The following is a 26,107-nucleotide window of genomic DNA, read 5'->3' as shown; positions in this document are numbered from 1 at the left end:
CTCTCCGGCCCCTTGCGAAACGCGACGGAAGGCCTTTGGAGAAGCCGTGGGTCACCTTGAAGCATGGTGACCAGATACGCAGAATCGCCCACCCAATATTAATCTTCTCGGCTGGGCGATCCACTACTGATGAGATTTGAGTTTGTTAAGCCTTGGGCCAAATACTTCAATCACGTGCAGCAATGTCGAGAAGAGTTTTTGACAATCAGCGCAGCCGAAATAGGAATAAACCCGATATCTTGTTGCGCAGCTGCAACAGCTGCTGAGGACTCGCATAAGTCCGGCGACCGTTCAGTCGCCTTTTTCTTGCGGTCGTGCTAAATCTCTCGCACTAGTCGGGTTTGGGGTGGGTTCTCGGCATGCAATCTTCGTTTCGAACGATCTTCGGCGTCGCCGCAGCGCTGCTTTGTGCCGGCGTGTTGCCGGCCGGCGCACAAGGTCTTTTTGGGGCCTATGACGATGCGTTTGCGGCCCGCATCGCCAGTCCGGCCGACAATGGAACGCTCGCCCAATTCGTCACGGTTGCGGTCAATGCTGGGCAATACGATCAGGCGATCTCCTCGATCGAGCAGTATCTGATCCAATACCCGCGCGATGCGCGCGCCCGGCTTGCGGCCAGCCGGTTGTATTATCATGTAGGGTCCTATGAATTGGCCCGGCGGCAGGTGCAGTACGGCATCGAAGTCGGAGGTCTGACCGCAAGTGAGCAACAGGAAGCTGTTCGCCTGCTCGCCCACATCGAGCGCGCGTTGCGTGGCGTCACCTGGGAACTCGCCCTGACCGGCGGGGTATTCAGCGCATTCACCGATTTTGAGCCAGGCGGGGCGCAGGACGACGACAGCTTCGTCTCGCCTTACGGGCAGGCGGAAGGTTTTGTGCGGTGGGACCTCGGCACGCCAAGTGCCGACGCGCTCGTTCTTTCGGGGTCGTTGACCGCGACAGAGCGTCTCTTCACGGAAGACCTGTCGGTTCCGGGTGGCGAGAAGACTTTTATTCACGGCAACGCAGCAATTACCTGGGACAAGGGACTGCCCAACAGCGGGATCGATTCGCTGCGCCTGCTGCTTTCCGCGTTCACCGTTACGGATCGTTTCGACAGCGATATTTACGAAACCGGTATCGGCCTCAGTGGACGTTTCGTCGTTCGCCCGACGGTCGAGACGACGCTCTTCGCCGGTGGCGGCTACATCGATCTAAGCGCCTCGCAAGGCATTTTCGCCGATAGCAGGGTCTTCTATGAGGCAGGCGGCAGCTACCGCTTCCGCAATGGCCAGGCGCTCGGCTTGCGCTTTGTCGGCTCGAATGACTTCGCTTCCGGATCGGGCGAAATCAGCCGCAGCTATACGGGCGAGGTCCGCTATGGCGGCCTGTTGATGAAGGTACCGGATCTTTTCGCATGGTCGCACCAGATCGCCTTATCGGCCGGCCACAGCGACACTCCCGATCTGTCCGTCGGCATCGGCACAAATATCAAGAGCGACTTCTGGCGCATTGCCTCGGAAAGCGATTTTCAGCTGACGGAAGCGCAGAAGATCAGCGTCGATCTCGCCTACCGCAAAACCAACTTCGCCCTCGCCAACCGCGACCGAAAATCGTTCGAAATGCTCATGAGCTATACGTTGACGCTCAATTGAAAGAGGCCGCGATGAGGTATCTTCAGATCGTCATTTTTGTCGCCTGCCTCGCCTTCGCGGCACCATCCGCTGCTGAGACGGTCGGGTCGATGACGGCCTATCAGACCATCATCGTCCGCAATAACGGCGGGACGATGAACGTTGGCGCCGGCGTCGAACTCGGCGACCAGTTGCGCAGCAATCCCACCGGTCTCGGAATGCTGGTGTTCCGGGATGAATCGAGCGCCAAAATTGGTCCAAACACCAGCCTGACGATCGATGAGTTCGTCTACAATCCGGGCTCCGGGTCGGGAAAGATCGACATCGGGATGAACAGCGGCCTGGCCCGTTTTTATGGCGGCCAGGTTTCGAAAGGGGGCGTCATGCAGGTTGCGACGCCGCACATGGTGCTCGGAGCGAGAGGCGGCATCATCGAAGTGCTGGTGGCAGCCGGCCAGACCGTCGGCATATTGCGCGCCGGCCGCATGACCTGCACGATCAATGGCAAACGGCTGGTCATCACGAACCCGGGCTACGCCTGCACGTCGGACGATGGCAAGCTTCTGGCCGGCTACGGCGGCATCGACGCCTTCCCGATCTTGGACAGTATCGACCGGATAGCGGGAACCGGCCTGCCGGGCGCACCGGGTCCTGGGTTGGACGTAAGCGCAATTTGTGCGTCGGCTCTAGGCTCCTCGCTCAAAGTCTGCGGGTCCAGGGACGGCGCACTGCCAGGAGTGGTCATGGAATTCCCTGACAGCCCAACGCCACCTGCGGGCAGCGGGGGCCGGCGGGGCGAGTGTGAGGGTGAGGGTTGCTGCTACTACTACAACTGCGATTAGGCCTGGCTGCACGAGATGAGCCACTCGGTCGGTAGGCGCTGGGCTGATTGGCGGCAAGCCGGCAGGCGCAAAATATCCGGCCTTTTGGTCGTGCTCCTGCTGCTCGCTTGCCATTTGGCTTTTGACGGGCCGTTGTCGCGCCTGCGTGAGCGGACGTACGACTTCTATCAGTTTCTCGCCCCACGTCAGGCGACGAGCAATCCTGTCGTGATCGTCTCGATAGACGACGCCAGCCTCAAGGCACATGGGCGATGGCCCTGGAACCGTGGCCTCTTGGCCGATCTGGTCGATGGCATCACGCAATCCGGTGCGGCGGTGGTCGGGCTTGCGCTGGTACTCCCCGAGGCTGACACCTCGCCTGAGGGCATCGCCGGAGACAAGCGCCTGGCAGCGGCGCTGTCCAAAAGTCGAACGGCGCTTGCCGTCAGCCTGGGCAATGAAGCGACGGTATCAGAAGCAGAACCCAAAGCCGGCTGGTCGATCGTCGGGCAAGTGCCCGATACACTTCCCGGCTTCACCGGTCTTACCGGCTCGCTTGCCGAATTCTCGAACGCCGCCGCAGGCCTCGGCGTGATTCGCACCTTGCCCGATCCCGACGGCGTACTGCGCCATGTGCCGCTGCTCTGGCTTCGCAATACCCCTCAACGCGCGCAGCTGTGGCCGTCTTTCGCACTCGAGCTCCTGCGCCTTTACGCTGGACAGGACGGTTACACAGCCCGGATGAATGCAGCCGGGTTCGACGCACTCAGGATGGCAGGCGCCATTGTGCCGCTCGAGCCGGAGGGGAGCATCCGCCTCTGGGAAACCGCCACGGACACGCCTCGCCTGTCTGCCAGCACTATCCTTTCGGGCCATGGCGATCCGCGGCTGCGGGACGCCATCGCCATTGTCGACCTGTCGGCTGTGGGCCTGACGCAGTACCTGCCCACGCCGACGAGTCCAGCGCGACCAGGAGCGGAGATCCACGCCGATGCGATCGGCCAGATGCTTGCCGGGCGCTTCCTGGCAGAGCCAGCGCACGCGCGTATGCTCGAGCGGCTCTGGTTTCTCCTCAGTGCCGTCGTTTTCATCGGGGTTTCCGGAGTGCTCGCCGGGCGTGTCGTGCTTGGCGCCCTCTCCCTGGCGCTGCTGGCCGTCACGCCGTTCGTGTTCGGCGCTCTCGAGTACAGCCTGCAGGGTGCACTCTATGACCCGCTGCAGCCGGCGCTTGCAACCATCATGGTTGCGGGCTTCGAAGGCTATGTCCTCTACAGGCGCAGCGAGCAGCGCCGGTCCACCCTGACGCGACAGTTCTCCCAATATCTGTCGCCCTCCGTGGTGCAGCGCCTCGCAAGCTCGGACACCGAGGCAATCCTGTCCGGCGAGAAGCGCGAGATCACCATTTTGATCAGCGACATACGTGGCTTCACGACCATGAGCGAACAGCTCGACACCCAAGAGATCGCCAAGGTGGTCAACCATTTCCTCGGCATTGCGACCGATGAGATCCTCAAGCGCGACGGCACCATCGACAAGTTCATGGGCGATGCGGTACTGGCCTTCTGGAACGCACCGCTAGATCAACCCGATCATCGTGAGCGTGCGCTGGACGCGGGCCTTGCCCTTATCGAGCGGGTGAGGCGCGAAGACGCCGCCTTCACCGCGGATGGCCATCGATCCATCGAAATCGGCGTCGCCATCGAGACCGGCATCTGCTCGGTAGGCAATTTCGGCTCCGAACGGCGCTTCGATTACACCGCGATCGGCTCCCCCGTGAACCGCGCGGCACGGCTCGAATCGACGACCAAGAAGCTGGGCATCCCCCTGGTGCTTGGACCCGGCTTTGCGGCAGCAGCATCGATGCCGGTCGTCCAGGCGGGCGCCTTTGAGCTCCAGGGTTTCAAGGGCGAGGTGCCGGTTTTCACCGTTCCGGAGATGCAAGCTGCTCAACAAGGTATGAGCCGCGAAGTAGAGAGCCAACGTGGTGAGCAATCTGGCGCCCCCGCCATGGTGGTTGGTTCGCCGCCATCCGTGCAAATGGCGCCGCTTGACCTGACACCCCGAACCCGGAGCATCCGCTGATCGGATCCAGCGGATCGCAAGATGCAATTGTCACGGGCACAGACGGACATCTTGTTTCGGCGACCATCGAGGGATGCGACGGCTTGCGTCACTCGTCCTTGAAAGTCACCTTCATATGTTTTTGGACCATCGAGGCGAGGTCCTCGGCATCCCAGTTCGTGAGCCTGATGCAGCCGTGAGAGAAGGTCTTCCCGATCTTGCCGGGTTCGGGCGTGCCGTGAATGCCGTAGCTTTCGATGGAGAGGTCGATCCAGACTGATCCCACGGGATTGTTAGGGCCGGCAGCAATGGTGAAGGGCCGCTTGGTTTTGACTCCCTTGAATGCAAAATCGGGATCGTAGTGATAGGTCGGGTTGTGCACCACCCTTTGGATCTCTGCCTGCCCACTTGGTGCCGGCTTCTCGTCGCTCCCGATCGAGGCAGGGTAGACGGCAAGCGCTTTATTGGAGGGGTCGAGCACGCGCACCTGATGAGCGCCTTTGTCGACTTCCACGCCGGCAATGGTGGCGGGAGGTTCACCCCGGCCAACATCTGGTACCAGCAGCGTGGTTCCAGCTTTCCTGAATCCGGTGCCTGGGTTTAGCCTCCTGAGCAATGGTTCGCTCACATGGAAGCGCTCCGCCAGCTTCTCGATCGAGTCGTGATAGCCAAGCCTTCTCAGGCGAGCCATCCTCTCCATGCGCCCCGGAATGCGTTTGGTGAAGGGGCCGCGTACATCTTTGCGGGTCAGTTCATAGGTGACCAGAGCTGGGCTGGTGGAGGTTGCCATCAGCTTGTCCCAAGTCGCTTGGGTGAGCTTGCCATCTGGCGCCAGTCCGTTCGACGCCTGGAAGGCCTTGACCGCCTTGGCGAAGTTCTCTCCAAGGCGGCCGTCGATGAGCCCCGGTGAGAAGCGCGCACGATCCAAAAAAATTTGCGCCTTCAGCACGGCAGGATCGAGCCCTTTCGGATCGCCGGCGGAGAATTGCGCCTGATTTACCGCGGCTAGGTCCAGCTTGGCCGCCTCCGTCCCGCCGCATGCGAAGGCGAGTGCAATGGCGAGGAGGAGAAGGAGCCTGATCATCGATTTCACTCCTTACGTTAAATCGCACCTGATCTGCTTCTATGACGCGCTGTGGCAGATCTGGTTCCATTCGCCGGTAGGGGATCATAGGCAACCAGCCTTACGCTGCCGACCGGTCCGAGACGTTTGATGCCCATGCCTTGCCCCTCACGAGAGGCGTTGCTGGCCGCGCAGATCGGCAGTGTAAAAATGGTCTGGCCATGTTGACGTGAGCTTCTACTTTCAAACTGCCCACTACCTGGACCGGCAGTCAAATGGTCTCAGGGCAGCAAGTGAGGAGATGCGCTGGGAACCGGCTTATCGGGCGGGTATTCTATTGATCTTCGGTATCGATAGATCCATGTTCCGTCGTCACTGTGATCGCGTTGTCGCCCGCGATTGCTCTAGCGTATTCGAAGCGCTCCAACTTCTGTTCTGCCGATAGGCCTTTGAACATCGCGGTGGCCGAGTTCGTGATTTTGAAGTCGCCGCAACTCGGACAGCGAAACTCCCGGATGTCACCAACTGTCTCCGAATTAACGAGCGCCTGCTCATCTGTAATCGGGCAAATTGCGGCCATCCAAGCCATCGTGGTCCTCCGTCCTAAGGCCGTCCCCGATTACCCAAAAGGCATCGTCGAGTGCAAAATCCATTTCTGCCGACGCTCACCCCACCTGGAGTACTCCACCGAGTAGATTGCGCTCTCCACTCTCCAACCCAGAATGTGGATTAAAGCCAGTTCCTCGGCGAGCGATTTGCTGGTGAGCGGTAGGCGCTCTCGCTCTGGAGCCTCTCCCAAACGATCGGAGATGTTCATGTAGCGTCGGGCAGGACCGAAGGGCCGGAACGTGGCGTTTTCATCTCTTCGGCAATCACCAGTAGCGCCTCCAGAGCGACGGCGATCCCCGACATCACCGTACTTATGTCTGCGCTGCCGCCGAGCGTCGAAAGTTCGGCCGCTCGCGTTTGCATGCTTTGGCTCAGCTCTTGTAACTTCAGGCGCAGCTCGTCATCCATGGTATGTTCTCCAAGCTTGACGCTGGAGGAACGCGCCTGCTTACAACCCGTTCCGCCGGTGGCCGCAGAGAACCAGAGACACCGCAGATGCTACAACTTGCGCTGTGGCGGCGCTTAGCATGGGCGGTGGATTGAGCCTCAGCGAATGACCGTCGGCAAATAGCGGATGCTTCAGTCTCGAAAAGGTGCTGGACGGCTCGATATGCACCGCCCCTTGGCCCTGGGTGCTGGTCCCATGCACAGTAAGGCCGTGCAAGTGCGCGCGGCCTCTGGGCTCAACATTCCAGTCGTCATGGTCCAAAGTTGTCCCAAGGTGGGTTCTCACCAAAGTGGGCGGCGAGAAGCGTCACGAAGCTTTGAACTTTGGCGGAAAGATGCCTTCTTGACGGGTACATCGCGTAGATCGACCGGCTTACCGGCTTGAACTGGGGCATCACTGTCTCCAGTTGGCCCGAACGAATGGCTTCTCCAACAAGGAAAGTGGGGCAAAGTACTATGCCTGCTCCACCCAGCGCCGCATCGCGCAGGAGCTGCCCGTTCGTTGCCGTCATCCGTGCAGTGATTTTTACCGCCACTTCCCCCTTTGGTCCGTCGAACCGCCATTTTCCGCGGCTGGCGCGCAACGCGTAGTCCAGACAATCATGGTCGTGGAGATCCGACGGCTTTGTGGGACGCCCGCGTCTGTCCAGATAATCGCGCGAAGCGCAGACCACCTCGCGTGAAGGCGCGATTCGGCGAGCAACCAGATTGGAAACCGTGAGTGGAGCGATGCGTACCGCGACATCCAGGCCCTCTTCCACGATGTCAACCACACGGTCGTCCAACACCAACTCAACCGACACCTCCGGGTAGACCGCGAGATATTCTGCAACGACTCTCCCAAGGTGCATCGCGCCGAAGGAGATCGGCGCGCTGACACGCAGTGAGCCGGTGGGACGTGTCTTGCTCTCGGCCGCGCTCGTACGAACTTCCTCGACATCCTCGATTATGCGCAGACTGCGCTCGTAGACGGAGGCGCCGAGCTCTGTCAGGCTTATGCGCCGGGTCGTCCGGTTGAGAAGGCGTGCGCCAAGCCACTCTTCCAGCATCTGGACATGTTTGCTCACGGCCGCTGGCGATAGTCGCATCCGCTTGGCCGCTCCAGCGAAGCTGCCTTCACCGACGACGTTGGCAAACACGGTCATGCTGGTCAGCCGGTCCAACTGCAATCACCTCTTTCATTCACGTTTCGTGAATTCACCATCCATATCTCCCTCGATTATCAATCCGCAGTGGACAGATTATCTGAAACCAGGCCGGGATCAATTGCCCGATCCGTCTCTCTAACGTTTGCCCGAAACGTTGGCGTCGAGTGCCTTCTCGCGGGCTGGAGGTGATCATGTCTCTGACCAAAGCAGCCCTTCGGGAGAAACAGGGAGCCACTTTTCGCATGTGGCTCTCCGTGCTCACTGTATCGCTGGGTATTTTTTCGATGATCACTGCGGAGCAACTCCCTGTGGGGCTGATTCCGGCAATTTCTTCCGAGTTGAATGTCTCTATTGGGAGTGGCGGTCTCACGGTGACGATACCCGGCGTAATTGCGGCGTTCGCTTCTATCGGTTTGCCGTTGGCAGTGGGGAGGCTCGACCGGCGTATTCTGATGGCGGGCCTGCTCGCGGTAATGGCTGCGGCGAGCGTGATTTCAGCGCTCGCAACGAACTTTCCCGTTCTGCTCGCGTCCAGGCTGCTCGTCGGGATCACCATCGGTGGCTTTTGGGCGATAGCCGGAAGCATCGCAGTACGCCTTGTTCCTGGACCGTCCGTGCCGCGCGCCATGACTATTGTCTTCGGCGGTGTAAGTGCCGCTGCGGTGCTGGGCGTGCCGGCCGGCACGATCATCGGTGATCTAGTCGGCTGGCGCGGCGCGTTCTGGTCTCTCGCCGGCCTGAGCTTTGCCATACTGCTCGCCGCCCTGCTTGTGCTTCCGAAGCTGGAGGCGGCGCAGCCTGTGGAGGTGAAAGCCCTGCGTGCGCAATTGCGCAATCCCGCCCTCCTGTCGGGCGTGGTTGCGACCGCACTGCTGGTGGCTGCCCACTACGGTGCCTACACTTTCGTGAGCCCGGTGTTGCTGGAGGTCTCGGGCGTCACTGCAGGGAGCATAGGTTGGTTACTGTTGGGGTATGGCATTCTCGGAATGATTGGCAACGCCGTCGCAGGCGTCTGGGCCGCCAAATCCGTCGGTCGCACATTGGCCTGCATCGTCATTGGGCTCGGCGCCACGCTGGCTCTCTTCCCGTTGCTCGGGGTCACGCCGCTTACAGGAACCATCCTGCTGCTGGTGTGGGGCTTCGCGTATGGCGCGGCGCCCATCACGCTGCAGACGTGGGTGCTGAGTGCAGCACCAGAAAGCGCGGAGACCGCGACGGCCATCTACTGCTTCACTTTCAATCTTGCCATCTCCGTGGGTACCCTAGCGACCAGTCAGATCGTCGACACGATGGGCGTGAACAGGGTCCTCTGGGTCGACTCCGCCATCATCCTGCTGGTGCTGCTGCCGGTGTGCCGCGCACCCATGCTTAACCGGAACATCGGAAACTCGTAGACAGCAAGCCATCCTGTGCCGCCCATCTGGCAATGATGTGATAGGTTGAAGTAGATCTTCGTTTCCTCTGTCTTGAAAGTCACGCGCATCACATCAAACGCGGGTTCCGCCGCACCGTGCGGGTGCCGATGCTTTGCGCCCCCGGAGGACAACTGGCTACTTGAAAAAGGACTTGATCCCCTCGTCGATATGTGTGCTGATATGAGATCGATCTCATGCCGCGCTCTCAATTGCTGTTTCTCTACGGGAGCGCGCTCTGGGAAGCATATGTCTAATGACGATGAAGAGGGAGGTTCAAGTGAGGAAATTGATCGCGTGGCTGGCCTTGGCCACTACCACGCTCGCGTTCGCGTCTGCGGCCTCGGCGGGTGAAACCATCAACCGGGTTACCTCGAAGAAGGCAATGGTGGTCGCCACAAACAGCGGTTGGCCGCCGCAGAGTTTCCTCGACGACAGCAATCAGTTGGTCGGCTTCGACATAGATGTCTCGAAAGAGATCGCAAGGCGCCTCGGTGTCGAGGTCAGTTTCGATACGCCGGACTGGGCGACGATGACGGGCGGCCATTGGCAGGGACGTTACGATCTGGGTGTCGGCTCGGTGACGCCGACCAAAGCGCGCGCCAAGGTGATCGATTTCGAAGGCATCTATTATTATAGCCCCTACGTTTACGTGGTTCACAAGGACAGCCCGGCCAAATCGGTCGCCGACCTGAACGGCAAGATCATCGGCGTCGAGACCGCCACCACGTCGGAGGATTTCATCCGTAGACAACTCGAGATCGATGCTCCCGGCCTGCCGCCCATCGAATACAAGCTGGAGCCCGGTGAGATCAGGACTTTCGCTGACTCAATGCTGCCGTTCGACGATTTGAGGCTCGGCGACGGCGTGCGCCTCAACGCGGTCATCGCACCAGAACAGACGGCTCAGAACGCGATAAAGAACGGCTACCCGTTGCGTGTCCTGGAAGGCGGCTATGCCTTCCGTGAGCCACTGGTGGTGATCGCGGAAAAAGGTGATGCCGAGTGGAATGCCAAGATCGGCGGCATTCTCGACGAGATGAAGAAGGACGGTACCCTCGCGAAACTGACCACCAAGTGGTACGGCAAGGATTACAGCTCTGACTGAGAGGCATCGTGGATAAAGCTTGAGCGGGGTGCATTCAATTGAACATCCCGCTCCATCTGTTTTGTTTCAGCCGCATTTCCACGACACCGGGCGGCTCCGCCTGCCTGCAAAATGCTCTAGTGCCGCCACCTCATCATATTGATCATGACATGTCCTGACACATATTACCGACGCACGCTTGCCGACAACACCATCAGACCGCCGCTGAGCGGCGTTTCCGAGTGCGAGACAGTCGTTGTCGGCGGCGGACTGGCCGGCCTGACGACGGCGTTGCAGCTGGCTCGCGCCGGCCAGCAGGTCGTCGTGCTTGAGGCGCAGCGGATAGGATTCGGCGCTTCCGGTCGCAATGGCGGCTTCGTTAATCCCGGTTTCGCCACCGGCACCGACAACATCGCCGCGATGGCCGGCGTCGACGCGGCACAAAAACTGCACCGCCTGTCCATCGAAGGCGTCGACTTCGTGCGGCAGACGATCCGCGATCTCGACGTCAAGGCGGCAGAGCCGCGCTCCGGTATATTGAGCGTGCTTCGCCACGATGGCGGCGCCGTGCTCAAGGCATATGCCGAGCAACTGGCGCGGGATTTCGACTACCGGCTCGACTATCTCGATCGCGACCAGGTGCGAGCGGTGCTGCATTCGGATCGCTACCACCAAGGCCTGCGCGATCCCAGCGCCTTCCACATGCATCCGCTTAACTATCTGCGCGCCGTTGCTGGCGAGATCGAGCGGCTGGGCGGCAGGATATACGAGAGAACGGCTGCCGTTGAAGCCAACCTTGACGGCGCCGAAAAGATCTTGCGTACCGACAGCGGCGAAGTGCGCGCCCGCCAGGCCGTAGTTGCCACCGGCGGATATACGGGCCCACTGGTCGGCCGGCTGCAGCGGGCATTCCTGCCTATCGCCACTTACGTTATGGTGAGCGAGGAGGCGCCTGACCTCATCGCCAAGGCGATTACGACGACCGACGCCGTCGGCGATAACCGTCGCGCAGGCGATTATTACCGTGTTGTCGAAGGCGGCAGGCGGCTGCTCTGGGGAGGGCGCATCACCACCCGGGCAGCCTCATCGGGCGTGTTGGCGAGGCAATTGCGCCGTGAGATGGTCACCACTTATCCGCAGCTCGAACACCTCAAGACCGAACTCGCCTGGTCCGGGCTCATGTCTTATGCCCGGCACATGATGCCCCAGATAGGCCCGTTGCAGCCGGGCGTCTGGTACCTCACGGCTTTTGGTGGCCATGGCATCAACACCACGGCGATCGCCGGCAAGTTGATCGCCGAAGCCATACTGGGACAATCGGACCGTTACCGGCTGTTTGCACCATTCGGCCTTGCCTGGGCGGGCGGCCCGGCTGGACTTGCGGTTGCGCAACTCACCTACTGGAAGCTGCAGGCGCAGGATTGGTGGCGCGAGCGGGCCCGCTGACCGCAGGGAGATCGAAGACGTGATCGGCCGACTATTGCTCAACCACCCGGACGCGGCGCGCCGCGTTGGCGTGTTCTTCGTGCTCGCCGCCATCGCCGCCGGCCTGTATGGGCTCGGCATCAAAGCCAGTTGGCTCGGCAAGCTCGTTCCGGGGTCGGTCGAGTGGCTCGCCGCCAACCCGGACGTCGGGCGGGCGGTCTCGGCGGTGCTGATCGCATTGATCTTGGTGGCGAACTGGAACGCGCTGCGGTATCTCAGCCGCAAACAGCAGATTGTGGCAGTTTGGATAGAGCTGTTCGTGTTGCTAATGTTGTTTTTCTATTCCTTCGACCTGTCCTTCGCGTTCATCGCCAAGAAGATCGGCTTCCTCGTCTCGAAGGGTGTGGTGACGACCCTCTACATTTCGGCCATTTCGATCGCCATCGCCACCCTCATCGCCTTCGTTGGCGCCATCGCCAAACTTTCCCGCAACGGCGTGGTCTATGGCTTGGCGACCTTCTATACCTCTCTGTTTCGTGGCTTGCCGTTGCTGATGCAGATCTACATCATCTATCTCGGCCTGCCGCAGATTGGCTACGTGATCGGCGCCGTGCCGGCTGGCATCATGGCGCTGTCGCTCTGCTACGGCGCGTACATGACCGAGATCTTCCGGGCCGGCATCGAAAGCATCTCGCGCGGCCAGACCGAGGGTGCTACGGCACTCGGCCTTAGCGCTAACCAGACGATGTTCCTGGTCATCCTGCCGCAGGCGATGCGCGTCATCGTGCCGCCGACCGGCAACCAGTTCATTGCGATGCTGAAGGATTCTTCGCTGGTCTCGGTGGTCGGGGTCTGGGAGATCATGTATCTCGCACGCACGCAGGGCCAGACCGAGTTCCGCCACATCGAGATGCTCATCACCGCCTCGATGATCTATTGGCTGCTCTCGATGGGGCTCGAGTTCCTTCAGTCGCGGATCGAGGACCGGTTCGGGCGCTCACTCAAGCGCTGATCGTCATCCGTGATCTTCGCCAAAGCGAGTTGCACAGCACCGCAACAGCCAGCTTCGGAGAGCAGCTGCAGATTGTACGCGACAGCATGCCGTTCGGCGACGTCGTGAGGGGTGAATCAACCCGGTATTTCATCGGCTTAGCCCGATCGGAGGGCAGAATAGAGCAAGTGCTGGACGAGCATGTTCGTTGGCCGACCGCCCGGCAACTACGACCGATTGCTGGATTTCACCCGCGCCAATAAGTTAACAAAATTAATGACTCTAACATGTCTCCGGGCCAACCATTATCGCTATGTATCGATGGTAGCCGAGTTCGCCACGTGGTTCGCCAATAGGTTTGTCAGGCAGTGGTTTGCGCGTTACCAGCCGCACGACTCGGTCCATGCCCTGCACAGCCAAACGCACCGGCGAGACTTCCCGGGAATGAAGCTCGGCATGGTGTTTCGTTCCTTTGAAGTGGGCGTGGTTGGGGGAAGACCGTAGTCGGCGTGTTCGCGCCCGGTGGAATTTTCGAAGAGTTGTTTCCAACGGCGGGAACGAACCAAACTTCCATGCATTTAGCTCTGGCTTCGTTCATTCACTCTTTCTTCTGGGAGCTGGACCATTGTCATCCGGAGGCTATCTCTTGGCCGACCAACAAACCAATGACGTTTCCATCGTTGATCTGATACCTGCCCTGCGGGCTTTCGCGCGCACCTTCTGCCGCGTTCCAGACGATGCCGACGATCTGGTGCAGGAAACGTTGACCAAAGGGCTCGCCAACATCGACAAGTTCGAACCTGGTACACGCATGAAGTCGTGGCTCTTCACCATCATGCGCAACACCTACTACACCCGGATCAAGATCGCTGCACGGGAAGCGCCAGGCCTTCTCGACTGCGCGTCTTCGAGACCGATTTCGGAAGCTACCCAGGAATGGACCGTTCAGAGCAAGGAAGTTCACGGCGCCATCCAAAAGCTGCCCGAACATCAGCGCGAGGTGCTGATGCTGATCGGCGTTTTAGGAGTGGGCTACGAGGAAACCGCCGAAATCTGCGGCTGCGCGGTAGGGACGGTCAAGAGCCGGCTGAACCGTGCCCGCGCCAACATCCTTGAGCTACTCGGGGAGAGCTCGTTGCAGACATTGATAGAAAGGCGAAATCAGCTGTCGGATGGTCAGCTCGATATAGAGGTCGACAGCCGCAGATAATCAGCTCTTCACGTCTCGCCGACGCTTCTCGACGAGAGCATTTTGCAATTGGATCGCCAGCTTGGATAGGCGGTCTGGTATCTTTTCCTGCTCTATGGCGGCCAGCAGGGAAGCAATCTCCTGATCCACTGCCATCTCGACAAGCAGATCCGTGGTATCGTCGCTCGAATGAGACATCACGTTCTCTTGATAGCATCCCTAGATCCAAGTCTGATGATGAGCGCTCGGCACTACAAGGCGTTGTCGACCGCCGAGAGGCTCACCGGCGGCCCTTGCACAGTTTTCCTCCGTGCCGCGGCAAGACGCGGCGCGGTGGCGTCAGTCCTTCAGCAACCGGTTTGCGGCGTGATCCTGAAATTGATCGGACTTGATTCGATTGCCGTCCAGCCCGCGCTCTCGGCTATGTTGCTTCCTGTCGCGGTTGGACAAAACCGCGTTTTCTTCGATCTTGTCCTTGTCCAAGGTGGTCATTGCGCCGGCGCCGGCACCTTTGCCTTGGCTGCCTTGGCCGAAATGCTTTTTGCCGCCGGATGCCATGATCTCCTCCTTCGAATCCAGGACACCGATCGGTGCCGACGCCCGAACCGGCATCGCGCTGTAATGTTCCGTCTCACCCAGCAAGCAGGAAGGCGTCGCCATCCCATGACCCAAACGGCTTCTCGCCGTCGATGACGACCCGCAATTGGTGAGCTTGCGCAAGACGGCCGATGTCGGCCCGGTCCAAAGAAAGCGATCCGCGATAAGAATAGTTGAGCAATGCGAGCCGGCCCGGCCGTTTGAGAACGCGCGCAATTTCATCGAAAAGCCGCTCAGCCATGCCGGCCAGGACCAGGTAGGGAAAGCTGTCGACCGCCAACACGCAATCGAAACTGTCGTCGTCGAAGTCGGCCAGATCGAGACCGGAGGTTTGGCGCAGTTCGACATTGCCGAGCGCTGCGCATTGCTCGGAGGCGATAGAGATCATCCGCGATGATATGTCGATGCCGACCATCCGCTTGAAGGAATTGGACAGCGCGCGCTCGAAACGTCCGATGCCGCAACCGATGTCGAGAATGTCTCGTTCAATTCCGGTGAATTCTCGCGCCTCGAGCCATTCAACGATTTCGTCGGTCATGGCTGTCAGCCGCTCGTCATCGCCAAGGGATCCTAACTGGACACTTGCGGCTGTCGAAATTGCTGCCGCGGCATCAAAACTCGAGGCCAGCCGCGTGACGACGGCAATATCCGTCTCGCCGTTACCGCGTTCATGCCGAACGGCGCCGCCTGTCGCTCGCAAAGTGGCAAGGACGCCCGGTCTGTGGCGCAGCAGTCCGGCGACCTTTCGCAGTCTTTCAGCATCGCCGGTATCCGCCGGACGGACTTTCAGCACGAACTCCGCCAATTCCGCCGCTTCAATTGTGGGCGGCAGGTGAAGCGCCAGCCTGACGAGAACAGCTTCGGCGCAGGCACCATCGGCCATGCAATCTTCGACCGCCCGTCTGACCGATGTCCGGCGCTGCGCGTGCACACTCATGACATCAACTCCGCGTCCAGATCCTCCGCATCGTCCACCTGTCGACGGCGCCCCAGCCATATTTGTAGGCCTCCTGGCCGCGCAGGAAGTCGAACTCGCGCGCATCTTCGCGGATCGACTCCGCGATCGCGTGGCCGATCAGGATCGCACCTGGGCTCTCCTCGGCATAAGCAGGATCTAGGCCGCCGAGATAGGCATAGGCGCGGCCGCGGTGGTGAAATCCGTAATAGGCGGCGACAGTCGTGCCATCGATCGCGAGCAACCAGCATCGGACCAGACCGTGAGCATCGAGCAAGGGAAGTGAAAGCCCATGGAAGTGCTGCACGGCGGGGTCGGCCAATACACCACCTCCATGTCCAACCCAGCGTGCATGGTGCAGGCGGATCAATTGGTTCAGGAAGTTCTGATCGCCCCGGGCTGACGCCAACGCGAGCCGGCCGCGTCTGGACGCCGCTTGACGCGCCCGGCGCAACTGGCGCCTGCGCCGAGCGGGAACGCAGCCGGCCAACGTTTCGTCGCCGGCAACAGCAAGCACGGGGCAGGCTGCATGAATTGCCGGCCTCTCGACCGTTAAACCGGGATGCGCGATCGTAAGACCGGCACTGTTTTGCGGCAGATCAGACAAGATCCATTGTGACCACCCGACCGAGCAGATCGTTTCGGCAATGGTGGCGACAACCGCCGCCTCGATATCCTGGACAGCCAGGATGTCCAGATAATCACTGAGCGAAATGCCGACCGGAAGCAGCTTCGAACCGGCCGTTCCATGCTCGAGATAGAGTGGCGCCAGCCCGACCAGATCGCCGCCACGCCAGACCGCGACTGTCGCCAGTTCACCGGGTGCGAATGCGCGCCACCATGGCACCAGCCAAGCGGGGGATTGGAACGGCGTCGCAGAGGAACTCTGCTCCCACAGTTTCCACCAGTGCGGTGTCAAGGCATCGAATTTTACGGGGTCATCGATGATTTCGCTGCGCAACACTGCTTTTCTCACGGTGCCGCAGCGAAGCGCCTGCGATCGGTGCCAAGTTGTGCCAGGGCCTGATAGGCAGCCATATACGACGAGATCATCCGTTCCAGCGAAAACCGCCGCCGCGCTTCAACCCGGCACGCCTCGGCGTCCAGGCTGGGCGCCGCAAGAATGGCTTGGGCCATCTCGTCGACTGTGTTGACGAGAAAGCCCGTCCTGCCGTGCTCGATGACATCCGCAAGCGCACCATTCGGGAATGCGACCACCGGGGTACCGCAGGCGAGGGCCTCCATGGCGACAAGCGAGCTTGTCTCGGCGGCGAGGCTTGGAATGACCAGACAGCGGGCTGCGTTGAGAAAGCGCCTCTTGGCGTTAAAACCGAGCGGGCCCAGGAAGCGGCGGCGAGCATCAAGACGGGATTGGACCTCGTCGCGAAAGTAGCGCGTATGTGTTTCGTAGGGATAGACCTTGCCGCCGATGACCAGGGGCACGCCCGCCTGTTTGGCCGCGTCCAGGGCCAGGTGAATGCCCTTTTCCGGGCAGACCCGGCTGAGAACCAGGGCAAAGTCTCGCTTCGGCTGCACCAGGTTCAATGATTCGATGTCAACGCCGTTGGGAATCGGCGCCACCAGTCTGGCCCCTGGTGGCGCCGTTTGCTGCTGGGTGGACGAGACCGCATGGAGCCACAGGTCGTCGCGCGTCGGTCGCAGAGCCTCGGCCGGATACCAGTCCAAGGGCAGGTGGAGGCTCACCAGGGTCGGGCCATCGTCGGGCAGATAGGCATCGAAATCGATGCCGTGCAGATGGACCACATCGACCGGCCATCGGGCGCGGGCAGCGGCGATCGCTTTGCGATGAGCCTGCTGCGCGCGGCTCTTCGCCGCCTCGTCGAGCACGCCGTCTTCAGCCGGTATTTCCACAAGGGTACCGCTCGCGCTGGAGCCGTGGCAGCCAATGACGATAGAGCGGTGGCCGGCGCGAACCAGTGCCCGATCGAGCATCGACAGAACCTGTTCGGCACCGCCGACAGCATCGGGTCCGACGGGCGCGAGAGGGTAGGCGACATTGAGGACAGTGAGCGCCGCGGCTGGTTGCGCCTCGGTCCCGTATGCCGCACCACCTGTCGATGATGCCGCTAATTCGTCCAATGTGTCAGGCGTCTGATGCATGGCAGCATGACACTTTCACGCTGCCGAGGCCCGCCGCGTCGGGAGCGAAGCGGACGTCATGCCGGGCGCATAGCGGCGGATCATGGTTGCGCAGAATTCCGCGAACTCCTCCGGCGCCAGTGGCGGGCTGGTGTGGTGGGGCATCATTCCCCGATGCTGCGGTGTAAAGCAAAAGGTGACCGTCACGTCGAAATCGGCGAGTGCCTCCATCTGCCGGTCGAACCAGTCCAGCGCGTTCGGCCGGAAGCTGTCTGCCCAGGAAAGCCCCGTGCGCATATTGGTGACGCCCAGCCGCTTCATCCAGGCGACGGCATCGTCCAGCCGGGGGTCCTCGAAATGAAACCACTGCACCAGCCCCATTGCGGGCGTGTAGCGCAGGAACTCCTCCAGCGCAGGTTTTGGCGTACCGTCCTGGCGCAGCAGCCCCATGTGGAAATGTCGATAGTAAGAAGAGCCCTCCGCCTCGCGATGCCGCGTCGTTGCTTCCCATTCGCGCGGAAGATCGTAGAGGCTGTACCACTGGATGCGTGGTGCGTTGCCAATCAGCAACTCAGCGGTGCGCTTGAGCCCCCAAACCTGGATTTCTTCCGCGCCGAAGGTCGATACGCCGACTTCGCTGACCCAGATGGGAAGGTTGGTGACGGTCGCGATCTCGCCGATCTTCTGTGGCCATTCGTGGATCTGCCACAGGTTCCAGTCGAGCGGAAAGCCGTGCACGGCGACGGCATCGACATGGTCCAGCACGCCGAATTCCTTCATGCGGGTGATAAAGCCCGGATCTATCGGCGAGATGCCACCGAGTACTTTCGTCAAAGACGGGTTCTCCGACGCGATTGCGTCAGCCGACAAGATCGCCATCCTGGCAAAGCGGCTCCAATCGGGATCGAGCTCTGGGTCCCAATGCGATTTGTTGTTGGGCTCGTTCCAGATCATGGCGGCTTCAATCATGGAGCTGTCCTTTCGAGGGGTAGATGGCGCCGCCGCCGGCCGGGTCCCCGGCTGCGCGGCAGAAATAGACCTCCTGCTCGGGGTGCAGAACGATCTCGAAACCGGCGCTGCGCAGCATCGCTTCGGTGCAGGCGCGGTTTGGAATCCACCAGTTGGTGGGATCGTCGGCATAGCGGTGCTCGATAAAATGCAGCTTGGGAAACTGCGGCTGGTCGAACAGGTCATGCGTCCAGAAATGATAGTTTTCTTCCAACTCGGGCAGATCCGCGCTGCCGCGCTGCATGGACTGGAAGATCATCAGGTCACGGGCGACATGTTCGCGGATCAGGTCGAGCGCGAGCAAGGGGTGGCGCAAATGGTAAAGCACCCCCATGAACAGCACGACATCGAACGTCTCGCGCAGCGAGCCGACGTCGTAGACCGAAAGCTTCTGGAATTCGATCTCGCAATCGGCAACCTCGGCGGCAAAGCGAGCCTGCGCCAGGTAGGCGTCATCGAAATCGATGCCGAGGACACGGTCAGCACCTCGCCGTTTCATCTCGATGGAGTAAAATCCTGCATTGCAGCCGATATCGAGTACGGCCTTGCCCCTCAGATCAGCGGGAATGGCATTGGCAAATTTGCGCCATTTGATCAGCGGGTAGTTGCCCAGAAAATGGTTGGGAGCGGTTTCGACGCCGGCAAGTTCCATGTTGTGGAACCATGGGCCGAGCGCATCGATGCGGCGGCGGATTTCGGCATGGGAATGCAGCATGGCTCAGGCTCCTTCGCCAGGAACGACGGGTACATGCGACTGCGCGCCGGGCATGATCATGGTGGGCCGGCGCTGCGCGGATGAGGCGTCGTTTTCAAGCAACCGCAGAGCTGTTCGATAGCCGTTGAAAGTGCCGACATCGACATAGTCCGACCCAGCCCTGACACCAAAAGCTGTACCGCCGGCCGCAATATAGGCGTTGACCAAAGTGCCGATATATTCGTCACTGCGCTCGCGCTCACGCCAGAGTGCCGCAAGCTGATGCAGGATATGGCCCGGCATCTTGAACGCACCCCAAACCCAGTTCGTGGCGGCATCCTGTCGCTTGACCTGGATTTCGATCACGCGCTCGTGGACGTCGGTGACGACGGCGTCGAAGAATTCCGGCTGATCCACCGGGAAAAGCAGAAATGAGAGCTGATCGTCGGGCAAATGGCGGAAACCGTCCTCGGGAAACCAGATCGTATCGGGAAGGCCGACCAGGACGACCTCGTCGGGCGCGACGAGGGGCGCCGCCCGGAAGATCGCATCGCACAGACCGACGGGGTTCGGCTGCACCACGAAGAGAGCCGCCGCGTCACCGTAGCCGGCGGCGTAGTATTCAAGGATGTCGGATTTGCCCGATCCGATGATGAAGCAAATCTTGTCGACGCCGGCCTGCACCATGCGCCGTACCAGATACTCGCTCACGGCGCATGGACGCTCGGTCTGTCCATCGATCCGGCTACCGACCGGCAGCAGCTCTTTCGAGAAGCCGAGCGGCTGAATGCGGCTGCCGCGCCCGGCAGCGGGTACGATGCCCAACATCAGACCGCTTCCCTCATCGGTTCGCCGGGAGATCTTTGAAAGGCCTCGTTCAGGATGCGATCCAGTTCCGCCGCGCGCCGTGCGGAAGTGTGTTCGCCCAAGACCCGGTCGCGGGCACGCCTTCGAATGCCGTCGAGCTCGCGCTCCGGCAATCGCAATGCGGCGACCACATCATCGGTGTCATGCGCCAACAAGATTTCGCGGCCGGGTTCGAAAAATTCGGCCAGGCCCGGCCATGCATCGGTGACGATGGCAGCCCCACACGCGGCCGCTTCGAAGAGCCGTCCCGACGGGCACCAGCCCTTTTGCGCCATCGCCTCCCGGGTGACGTTCAGTGTCAGGCGAGATGATGAGAAGAAAGCCGGATGGTCGGCTGGCGGAAGATGCCTGACAAAGAAGATGTTGTCGCTCCATGGGAATTCCTGCGGATATTGCGCGCCGCCAATGATGAAACGGTGGTCGGGCAGGCGCGCGGCCGGGCGGACCAGCAGCTTTTCGACGCCGGCCTGGCGATCCGCCGCGTAAGTTCCGAGATAGGACAGATCACCGGCGAATTCGGCCCGCTTCTCTGCCGGCCGGTGTTGGTCGGGATCGACATGCCCATAGAGAGGCACCACGTGACGCGCGCCTAAAACCGACTTAAGCGCCTCGATCGCAGAGCCGCCGGTGTAACTCAAAACGAGGTCGAAATCGGCGAGACCCTCAGGTCCGAAATAGGGCGGACGCTCGCCTTGCTCGATGCGGGCAAGCGTGACCGGAGTGTCGAGATCGTAGAAGACACGCAATCCGCGACCTGTCTGCTGCGCCAGCCGCGAGGCCTCCACGGCGTCGGCACAGTAGGAGGTGACGACGACGACATCCGCTTGCTTCATTGCCCGCTCCGCAACGCGACGGATGTCCTCCCAGTCCGGATAAATGACGACGTTGCCGCCATCGAGCCGATCGAGATCACGCGTCCCGGCATAGTAGGGGGTATCGCGTTCGAAGAAGGTGATGGACCATCCCAGCCGACCCAGGGCGCGGATCAGACCGCGCCAGAGCGTGGCATGGCCGTTGCCCCATGATGATGTAACGGTGAGACCGAAAATGACCATCTGCATCCGGAAAGTCCTCGTCAGGCAGCTTCGTTCATTCGCAGGAGCTTGGAGCCCCAGTCACCCGACACGATCGTCGTGATCGAGGCTGGATCGATGTCGAAGCGGAAGCAGTCGCCGACCGGCAAGCCAAGCACCTTGCAGACGGCGGCCTTGATGACGTCGGCGTGGCTGACCAGGGCGACACACTGGTTCGGATGCCGCTCGCGCACTGCGTTCATCAGTGCGACGATCCGCTCCTGGACATCCAGCATGGTCTCGCCGCTCGGTGTCCTGGCCTCCTGCCGCTGGTCGTTCCACGCCCGCCAGCCGGCGTCGCCGTTCAACTCGTCGAAGGTCTTTCCCGACCAATCGCCGAAATCGATCTCGTCGAGTTCGGCGCAGATCGCAATTTCACCGACGCCGCAGGCAAGCGCGATCGGCACGGCCGTCTCTTGCGTACGCTCACGCGGGCTGCACAAGATGGCTTCAATCGGCTCCCGGGCCATGCGGCCACCAAGATGCGCGGCCTGCGCCTTCCCAGCCTCGCCAAGGCAAACGCCGTCCATCCGTCCTGCAAGATAGGAGCCGACATTGTCGTGCGCTGCATGACGGATCAAAAAGAACGTTGTCGTCATTCCGCGGCATCCAGCAAAGGCTCGTCCTTGCCGGCGATGAAGGCGAGCGTGCGCTGCCGCGCTTCGGCGTCGGTGAACTGTTCGGGAGGCGACTTCATGAAATAGCTGCAGGGGCCGGTCAGTGCTCCCGCTATGCCGCGATCGAGCGCAAGCTTGGCGCAGCGTATCGCATCGATCACCACGCCGGCTGAATTTGGAGAATCCCAGACTTCCAGCTTGAGCTCGGCGTTGAGCGGCACGCCGCCGAAGGTCGTCCCTTCCACCCGGATATAGGCCCATTTGCGATCGGTCAGCCACGGTACGTGGTCGCTGGGTCCGACATGAATATTGCCCGGCTCCAGGGGAACATCGAACTGGCTGGCCACGGACTGGGTCTTGGAAATCTTCTTTGATTCCAGCCGCTCGCGTTCCAGCATGTTGAGGAAGTCGGTGTTGCCCCCGAAATTCAGCTGATAAGTGCGATCGATGCGCACGCCGCGCTCGCGGAAGAGATTGGCCAGCAGGCGGTGAACGATGGTCGCCCCGACCTGGCTCTTGATATCATCGCCGACCAGCGGCAGCCCTCGCTGCTCGAAGCGCCGGCGCCATTCCGGACGTGAGGCGATGAAAACGGGTATGCAGTTGACGAAGGCGCAGCCGGCCTCAAGCGCGCATTCGGCGTAGAAGCGCGTCGCCTCCTCGGAACCCACTGGCAGGTAAGAGACCAGCACGTCGGCGCCGCTGTTGCGCAGGATCTCGCTGACGTCGGCAACCGGCTCCGGCGCCTCCTCGATTTCGTCGCGCAAATATTTTCCGATGCCGTCAAGTGTCGGTCCGCGCTCGACGCGAACGCCGTTTGCCGCCGCATCGGCAAAGCGGAACGTGTTGTTCGGGGCGGCGTAGATCGCTTCAGCGACGTCGAGGCCAACCTTGCTCCTGGCGACGTCGAATGCGCAGACAATCTCGATGTCGTCGACATGGTAGCCGCCGAGGTCCGCATGCATCAGCCCTGGGATTGGTTCGTTGCTCTTTGCGTGACGATAATAGGAGAGGCCCTGCACCAGGGAGGATGCGCAATTGCCGACCCCGACGATACCGACACGAACCTTTTTCGATCCCACGAAACTGCCGCCCTATGCTGTTCAAAGGTAAGTTCCTGCCGCCGAACCACCAGCGTGCCGGAATGTTCCTTGGCCTGCCGAAAAATTGCGCAAGACAGCAGGATCCAAGACAGCATGGATCGAAGCAGCGCTCGCTGCGTTGCCGCAAGGCAAAGCATTGGAAAACCGATCGATGATCGTTTACGGCGACCAGAAGCGGAGGCAGAGCGCAGAACGGCTTCGCGAAGCTGCCAGCGAAATTGCTCAAAGTCTGGACCGCATGGCTCGTGGCCTCCGACGCCATGCCGCGTTGGTCGGACTATTCATCAGCGTATCGGAACTGGTTCGGGCGCTTGCCGATGTCGATTTCGAGACCAGCGGCATCGACATCTTTTCGCCGCGGCAACAGCAAGGCGCGAGATTGCTGGTTGGTCTTGCGGCAGAGGTCGCGAAGTCGTGGCGAAGCGGTTTCGCCGTGGGCGGTGGCATCGACCCGGGACTTCTCCAACTGCTGGACGGGTTGGATTGCGAGGCTGAGGTTCTGACCGGTTCGGCCGAGGGTTACGCGCATTACGCGCTTTATCCCGAAAGCTATTTGGGAGCGGCGCAGGAGTCAGGTCTCGATGCGAACACATGCGTGATCGGCATCCGCAGCATCGGCCTGGGGCTTGCAGCCATAGTGGCTGCCGCGATTGGCGCGCCGGCGCCATTCAGCGTTCGCCCGGTCGGCCATCCTTTCCGCAGGCACATCAATGCCGATCCGCGCTCGATCGCCACCTGGAAGAATAGTCCATCGGCACGCTTCGCCGTTGTAGACGAGGGTCCCGGTCTGTCCGGCAGTTCGATGCACGCCGTCGTCGCGTGGCTGCGGGAACTGGGTATTGGTATGGACCGCATTCACCTGTTTCCCAGCCATCCTGGCGACCCGGGCATCGAAGCGTCACGGGAGGCCAGGGAGACATGGTCGCGCTGTCCGAAACATGTGGCGACGGCGCTCGAATGCACCTTCCCCGAAAGCTCGAACATTCCCACGCTTAGCGATTGGGTGGCCGAGGCGGTCGGCAGCCCCGAATTACGCCTGACCGAACTGTCTGGTGGCGAATGGAGGAGCGTCCACTACGTCGACGAAAAGCATTGGCCGCCGAGCCCGCGCGGCATCGAGCGGCGCAAATTCCTGGCGTCCGCGGGGTGTGGTCGCTGGCTCGTCAAATTCGCCGGCCTCGGCGAAACCGGACGGCGTAAGAGACGAGCCGCGGAAATGTTGGGGAAAGCCGGGTTCGGATCGCAAGTGGTCGGGCTTTGCCACGGCTTTCTGGTCGAACGGTGGATTGACGGCACCACGATGGACCAGGCGCCGCTGCCCAGAGGAAGGCTGGTCGCGGAGTTGACGCGCTATCTAGCCTGGCGGGCGCTCAATCTCCGAACCTGCGAACCGGGTGCATCATTGCTCGCACTCGCGGAAATGGCTGTTTCCAATACATCTGAAGCCCTGGGCGAGAACCGAGCGGCGACGTTGCGCCATTGGCTCTCGAAAAAAACCCCTGCGCATGTTCTGCAGCGGGTGGAAATCGACGGAAAGCTTCACGCGTGGGAGTTTCTCGTTTGTGCCGATGGCACGGTGGTCAAGACAGATGCCGTCGACCATTGCCGGGCACACGATTTGATTGGCTGCCAGCCGATAGAGTGGGACATTGCCGGCGCCTGTGTCGAATATGGACTGTCCGACAGCGATGTGACGACATTGGTCGAGGGGATGGGGCTCGATATTGACAATGGCCACATCGATTTTTTCGAACCCTGCTATTTGGCGTTCCAAATCGGGCTCTGGAGCACGGCTGCGCAATCCGAAAATGGCCAGGAAAAAGCAAGGCTGGCCGCGACGGCAGACCGATACAGGGCGGGGCTGATACGATTCCTGGACGAATCTCAGGTGTAACGTTTCGATCAATCCAGCCTTCGCAGCATGTCTGCTTCCTGCTCAAGAATAGCGGCCACTTCCTCGCGCTGCAGATGCGTCATCATCAAGCTGACGCAGCACTCGAGATAGGTGATCGAGGAGCGCCGCAAATAGGCAGCCGCCTCGCGTTCGGCAATCTTGTCGACATCCTTCGCGGGTCGCTTGGGTTGCATGAGGATGATCCTCCGTATCGGGTCCCTCCCGCCAAACTACAAGGTTGGATGGATGTTCCGCACGATCTCCGGGCAGGTCCGGCCGCGGCCCACGTCATGCAGGAAGGTTCTGCAGCCCGCCTGCGGGTCTCCTTTTGGCAAGGCCTGTCATCTGATCGCCGATGCCGGTGCCTTCGAGCGCCGCGAAATAATCGATCGTCAGCTTGAGCCCTTCGTTGAGCGGCACTCTCGGCGACCAGCCGAGCAGCGTTTTCGCACGCGAAATATCAGGCTGCCTGCGCCGAGGATCGTCTTGCGGCAGGGGCAGAAATTTCAGATCCGACTTGGTGCCGGTCATCGCCTTCACCAATGCCGCCAGTCGCACGATGGTGAATTCTCCGGGATTGCCCAGATTGACCGGCTTGCCCGGATTGGGGTCGATGTTCATCAGGCGCATCAATCCATCAATCAAGTCGGAGACATAGCAGAAGGATCGCGTTTGCTGGCCGTCGCCGAATATCGTCAGCGGACGCTTCTCGAGCGCCTGCATGATCAAATTCGAGACGATGCGACCGTCGGCCGGATCCATTCTCGGACCGTAGGTGTTGAAGATGCGCGCGACGCGGACGTCGGCCTTGCCGGCCCTTAGATAGTCGAAGCAAAGCGTTTCGGCGGTGCGCTTGCCCTCGTCGTAGCAGGCGCGTGGGCCGGTGCAGTTCACATGACCGACGTAGTCCTCCCTTTGCGGGTGTTGTTCCGGATCGCCATACACTTCGCTCGTCGAGGCCTGCAGCAGTCGCGCGTCATTGCGGACAGCGAGTTCGAGCAGGTTGAGGGTTCCGATCACGCAGGTACGCGTGGTGTGTATCGGGTCGGCCTGATAACGCGGCGGTGAGGCGGCGCAGGCCAGGTTGAAGATGTGATCCACGGGCTCGCCGAGATCCAGTGGCCGGCAGATGTCCTGCTCGATCAACCGGAAACCCGGCCGGTCCATGATCGAGATGATGTTTTCCATGCGCCCGGTCAGAAAATTGTCGACGCAGATCACGCGCCAGCCGTTGCGGAGCAATACTTCGCAAAGATGCGAACCGAGGAAACCCGCGCCGCCGGCAACAAGCACCGTCTTTGCCCTGTGCGCCTTTCTTGTCTGTCGCATCGCT

26 protein-coding genes are annotated in these 26,107 nt (G+C 61.1%); 9 read left to right on the top strand and 17 right to left on the bottom strand.

Features of this window, described 5'->3' with window-relative positions; all coding sequences use genetic code 11:
• The first annotated feature begins 341 nt into the window (after nt 1–341).
• The 3 genes from ACYG97_RS14825 (at nt 342) to ACYG97_RS14815 (ending at nt 4,516) form a co-directional block, all read left to right on the top strand.
• Nucleotides 342–1,634, top strand: a complete 1,293-nt coding sequence (locus ACYG97_RS14825) for a tetratricopeptide repeat protein (RefSeq protein ID WP_156937170.1) — start codon at nt 342–344, stop codon at nt 1,632–1,634.
• The gene (locus ACYG97_RS14820) at nt 1,631–2,455 is read left to right on the top strand and encodes a FecR family protein (protein ID WP_023691460.1); all 825 of its coding nucleotides are present in this window, start codon (nt 1,631–1,633) and stop codon (nt 2,453–2,455) included. The genes ACYG97_RS14825 and ACYG97_RS14820 overlap by 4 nt, the downstream gene beginning before the upstream one ends.
• A gap of 90 nt (nt 2,456–2,545) precedes the next feature.
• Nucleotides 2,546–4,516, top strand: a complete 1,971-nt coding sequence (locus tag ACYG97_RS14815) for a CHASE2 domain-containing protein (protein WP_198029690.1) — start codon at nt 2,546–2,548, stop codon at nt 4,514–4,516.
• An 88-nt stretch (nt 4,517–4,604) separates the two neighbouring features.
• Here ACYG97_RS14815 and ACYG97_RS14810 read toward each other — a convergent pair whose 3' ends face one another.
• The 4 genes from ACYG97_RS14810 to ACYG97_RS14795 form a co-directional block, all read right to left on the bottom strand.
• Nucleotides 4,605–5,579, bottom strand: a complete 975-nt coding sequence (locus tag ACYG97_RS14810) for a L,D-transpeptidase family protein (RefSeq protein ID WP_023681079.1) — start codon at nt 5,577–5,579, stop codon at nt 4,605–4,607.
• A 313-nt stretch (nt 5,580–5,892) separates the two neighbouring features.
• Nucleotides 5,893–6,147, bottom strand: a complete 255-nt coding sequence (locus tag ACYG97_RS14805; protein ID WP_023699977.1) for a hypothetical protein — start codon at nt 6,145–6,147, stop codon at nt 5,893–5,895.
• A 224-nt stretch (nt 6,148–6,371) separates the two neighbouring features.
• Nucleotides 6,372–6,575: a hypothetical protein gene (locus ACYG97_RS14800; RefSeq protein WP_023667962.1), complete on the bottom strand. Its 204-nt coding sequence runs from the start codon at nt 6,573–6,575 to the stop codon at nt 6,372–6,374.
• Between the two features lie 290 nt (nt 6,576–6,865).
• The gene (locus tag ACYG97_RS14795; protein ID WP_023691455.1) at nt 6,866–7,777 is read right to left on the bottom strand and encodes a LysR family transcriptional regulator; all 912 of its coding nucleotides are present in this window, start codon (nt 7,775–7,777) and stop codon (nt 6,866–6,868) included.
• Between the two features lie 176 nt (nt 7,778–7,953).
• On the opposite strand from ACYG97_RS14795, the gene ACYG97_RS14790 reads away from it, so the two are divergent.
• From ACYG97_RS14790 to ACYG97_RS14770, 5 genes are all read left to right on the top strand, one after another.
• Nucleotides 7,954–9,156 carry an MFS transporter gene (locus ACYG97_RS14790; protein WP_023714681.1) on the top strand — a complete coding sequence of 401 codons (1,203 nt, stop codon included), beginning with the start codon at nt 7,954–7,956 and terminating at the stop codon, nt 9,154–9,156.
• Between the two features lie 298 nt (nt 9,157–9,454).
• Complete coding sequence (locus tag ACYG97_RS14785) at nt 9,455–10,282, top strand: transporter substrate-binding domain-containing protein (protein ID WP_023691453.1); 828 nt, start codon at nt 9,455–9,457, stop codon at nt 10,280–10,282.
• A gap of 144 nt (nt 10,283–10,426) precedes the next feature.
• A complete protein-coding gene (locus ACYG97_RS14780; protein WP_023687784.1) occupies nt 10,427–11,707 on the top strand; it encodes an NAD(P)/FAD-dependent oxidoreductase in 1,281 nt (426 codons plus the stop codon).
• Nucleotides 11,708–11,726: 19 nt separating this feature from the next.
• The gene (locus tag ACYG97_RS14775; RefSeq protein ID WP_023687785.1) at nt 11,727–12,698 is read left to right on the top strand and encodes an amino acid ABC transporter permease; all 972 of its coding nucleotides are present in this window, start codon (nt 11,727–11,729) and stop codon (nt 12,696–12,698) included.
• A gap of 625 nt (nt 12,699–13,323) precedes the next feature.
• The gene (locus ACYG97_RS14770; RefSeq protein WP_023667968.1) at nt 13,324–13,887 is read left to right on the top strand and encodes a sigma-70 family RNA polymerase sigma factor; all 564 of its coding nucleotides are present in this window, start codon (nt 13,324–13,326) and stop codon (nt 13,885–13,887) included.
• Here the strand turns inward: ACYG97_RS14770 and ACYG97_RS14765 are convergent, their stop codons facing one another.
• From ACYG97_RS14765 to ACYG97_RS14715, 11 genes are all read right to left on the bottom strand, one after another.
• A complete protein-coding gene (locus ACYG97_RS14765) occupies nt 13,888–14,064 on the bottom strand; it encodes a hypothetical protein (protein ID WP_023667969.1) in 177 nt (58 codons plus the stop codon).
• A 141-nt stretch (nt 14,065–14,205) separates the two neighbouring features.
• Nucleotides 14,206–14,424, bottom strand: coding sequence for a hypothetical protein (locus ACYG97_RS14760; protein ID WP_023691451.1), 219 nt, complete (start codon nt 14,422–14,424; stop codon nt 14,206–14,208).
• 73 nt (nt 14,425–14,497) lie between these two features.
• Nucleotides 14,498–15,505, bottom strand: a complete 1,008-nt coding sequence (locus ACYG97_RS14755) for a class I SAM-dependent methyltransferase (RefSeq protein ID WP_460221592.1) — start codon at nt 15,503–15,505, stop codon at nt 14,498–14,500.
• Nucleotides 15,405–16,382, bottom strand: coding sequence for a GNAT family N-acetyltransferase (locus ACYG97_RS14750; protein ID WP_245260259.1), 978 nt, complete (start codon nt 16,380–16,382; stop codon nt 15,405–15,407). The genes ACYG97_RS14755 and ACYG97_RS14750 overlap by 101 nt, the downstream gene beginning before the upstream one ends.
• A gap of 8 nt (nt 16,383–16,390) precedes the next feature.
• Nucleotides 16,391–17,518 carry a glycosyltransferase family 4 protein gene (locus ACYG97_RS14745; protein ID WP_245260767.1) on the bottom strand — a complete coding sequence of 376 codons (1,128 nt, stop codon included), beginning with the start codon at nt 17,516–17,518 and terminating at the stop codon, nt 16,391–16,393.
• A 36-nt stretch (nt 17,519–17,554) separates the two neighbouring features.
• Nucleotides 17,555–18,487 carry a glycoside hydrolase 5 family protein gene (locus tag ACYG97_RS14740; protein WP_023699985.1) on the bottom strand — a complete coding sequence of 311 codons (933 nt, stop codon included), beginning with the start codon at nt 18,485–18,487 and terminating at the stop codon, nt 17,555–17,557.
• The gene (locus ACYG97_RS14735) at nt 18,480–19,241 is read right to left on the bottom strand and encodes a TIGR04290 family methyltransferase (RefSeq protein ID WP_023733222.1); all 762 of its coding nucleotides are present in this window, start codon (nt 19,239–19,241) and stop codon (nt 18,480–18,482) included. The genes ACYG97_RS14740 and ACYG97_RS14735 overlap by 8 nt, the downstream gene beginning before the upstream one ends.
• Nucleotides 19,242–19,244: 3 nt before the next feature.
• Nucleotides 19,245–20,048, bottom strand: coding sequence for a sugar phosphate nucleotidyltransferase (locus ACYG97_RS14730; protein WP_023667976.1), 804 nt, complete (start codon nt 20,046–20,048; stop codon nt 19,245–19,247).
• Complete coding sequence (locus ACYG97_RS14725; protein WP_023699986.1) at nt 20,048–21,148, bottom strand: CgeB family protein; 1,101 nt, start codon at nt 21,146–21,148, stop codon at nt 20,048–20,050. Before ACYG97_RS14725 ends, ACYG97_RS14730 begins: the two co-directional genes overlap by 1 nt.
• A gap of 14 nt (nt 21,149–21,162) precedes the next feature.
• Nucleotides 21,163–21,759, bottom strand: a complete 597-nt coding sequence (locus ACYG97_RS14720; protein WP_023667978.1) for a histidine phosphatase family protein — start codon at nt 21,757–21,759, stop codon at nt 21,163–21,165.
• The gene (locus ACYG97_RS14715; protein WP_023681094.1) at nt 21,756–22,859 is read right to left on the bottom strand and encodes an inositol-3-phosphate synthase; all 1,104 of its coding nucleotides are present in this window, start codon (nt 22,857–22,859) and stop codon (nt 21,756–21,758) included. Before ACYG97_RS14715 ends, ACYG97_RS14720 begins: the two co-directional genes overlap by 4 nt.
• Nucleotides 22,860–22,944: 85 nt before the next feature.
• Between ACYG97_RS14715 and ACYG97_RS14710 the strand changes: the two genes are divergently transcribed.
• Nucleotides 22,945–24,774, top strand: coding sequence for a hypothetical protein (locus ACYG97_RS14710; protein WP_460221591.1), 1,830 nt, complete (start codon nt 22,945–22,947; stop codon nt 24,772–24,774).
• A gap of 8 nt (nt 24,775–24,782) precedes the next feature.
• Here the strand turns inward: ACYG97_RS14710 and ACYG97_RS14705 are convergent, their stop codons facing one another.
• Entirely contained in the window at nt 24,783–24,968 is a 186-nt protein-coding gene (locus tag ACYG97_RS14705) for a hypothetical protein (protein ID WP_023667982.1), read from the bottom strand.
• A 94-nt stretch (nt 24,969–25,062) separates the two neighbouring features.
• Nucleotides 25,063–26,103, bottom strand: a complete 1,041-nt coding sequence (locus tag ACYG97_RS14700) for a UDP-glucuronic acid decarboxylase family protein (protein ID WP_023681096.1) — start codon at nt 26,101–26,103, stop codon at nt 25,063–25,065.
• Between the last annotated feature and the right edge of the window lie 4 nt (nt 26,104–26,107).

This window comes from Mesorhizobium sp. W067 (assembly GCF_054719525.1).
The sequence above is the reverse complement of the archived record's forward strand: the minus strand, read 5'-3'. Positions and strand labels throughout refer to the sequence as shown.

Excerpts from the sequence above, each read along its gene's own strand:
- ACYG97_RS14740 (WP_023699985.1), bottom strand. The coding sequence starts at position 18,487 with ATGATTGAAGCCGCCATGATCTGGAACGAGCCCAACAACAAATCGCAT.
- ACYG97_RS14705 (WP_023667982.1), bottom strand. The coding sequence starts at position 24,968 with ATGCAACCCAAGCGACCCGCGAAGGATGTCGACAAGATTGCCGAACGC.
- ACYG97_RS14755 (WP_460221592.1), bottom strand. The coding sequence starts at position 15,505 with ATGCGCGCGAGTTCGACTTCCTGCGCGGCCAGGAGGCCTACAAATATG.
- ACYG97_RS14810 (WP_023681079.1), bottom strand. The coding sequence starts at position 5,579 with ATGATCAGGCTCCTTCTCCTCCTCGCCATTGCACTCGCCTTCGCATGC.
- ACYG97_RS14790 (WP_023714681.1), top strand. The coding sequence starts at position 7,954 with ATGTCTCTGACCAAAGCAGCCCTTCGGGAGAAACAGGGAGCCACTTTT.
- ACYG97_RS14735 (WP_023733222.1), bottom strand. The coding sequence starts at position 19,241 with ATGCTGCATTCCCATGCCGAAATCCGCCGCCGCATCGATGCGCTCGGC.
- ACYG97_RS14760 (WP_023691451.1), bottom strand. The coding sequence starts at position 14,424 with ATGGCATCCGGCGGCAAAAAGCATTTCGGCCAAGGCAGCCAAGGCAAA.
- ACYG97_RS14730 (WP_023667976.1), bottom strand. The coding sequence starts at position 20,048 with ATGTTGGGCATCGTACCCGCTGCCGGGCGCGGCAGCCGCATTCAGCCG.
- ACYG97_RS14805 (WP_023699977.1), bottom strand. The coding sequence starts at position 6,147 with ATGGCTTGGATGGCCGCAATTTGCCCGATTACAGATGAGCAGGCGCTC.
- ACYG97_RS14700 (WP_023681096.1), bottom strand. The coding sequence starts at position 26,103 with ATGCGACAGACAAGAAAGGCGCACAGGGCAAAGACGGTGCTTGTTGCC.
- ACYG97_RS14720 (WP_023667978.1), bottom strand. The coding sequence starts at position 21,759 with ATGACGACAACGTTCTTTTTGATCCGTCATGCAGCGCACGACAATGTC.
- ACYG97_RS14725 (WP_023699986.1), bottom strand. The coding sequence starts at position 21,148 with ATGCAGATGGTCATTTTCGGTCTCACCGTTACATCATCATGGGGCAAC.
- ACYG97_RS14800 (WP_023667962.1), bottom strand. The coding sequence starts at position 6,575 with ATGGATGACGAGCTGCGCCTGAAGTTACAAGAGCTGAGCCAAAGCATG.
- ACYG97_RS14765 (WP_023667969.1), bottom strand. The coding sequence starts at position 14,064 with ATGTCTCATTCGAGCGACGATACCACGGATCTGCTTGTCGAGATGGCA.
- ACYG97_RS14780 (WP_023687784.1), top strand. The coding sequence starts at position 10,427 with ATGACATGTCCTGACACATATTACCGACGCACGCTTGCCGACAACACC.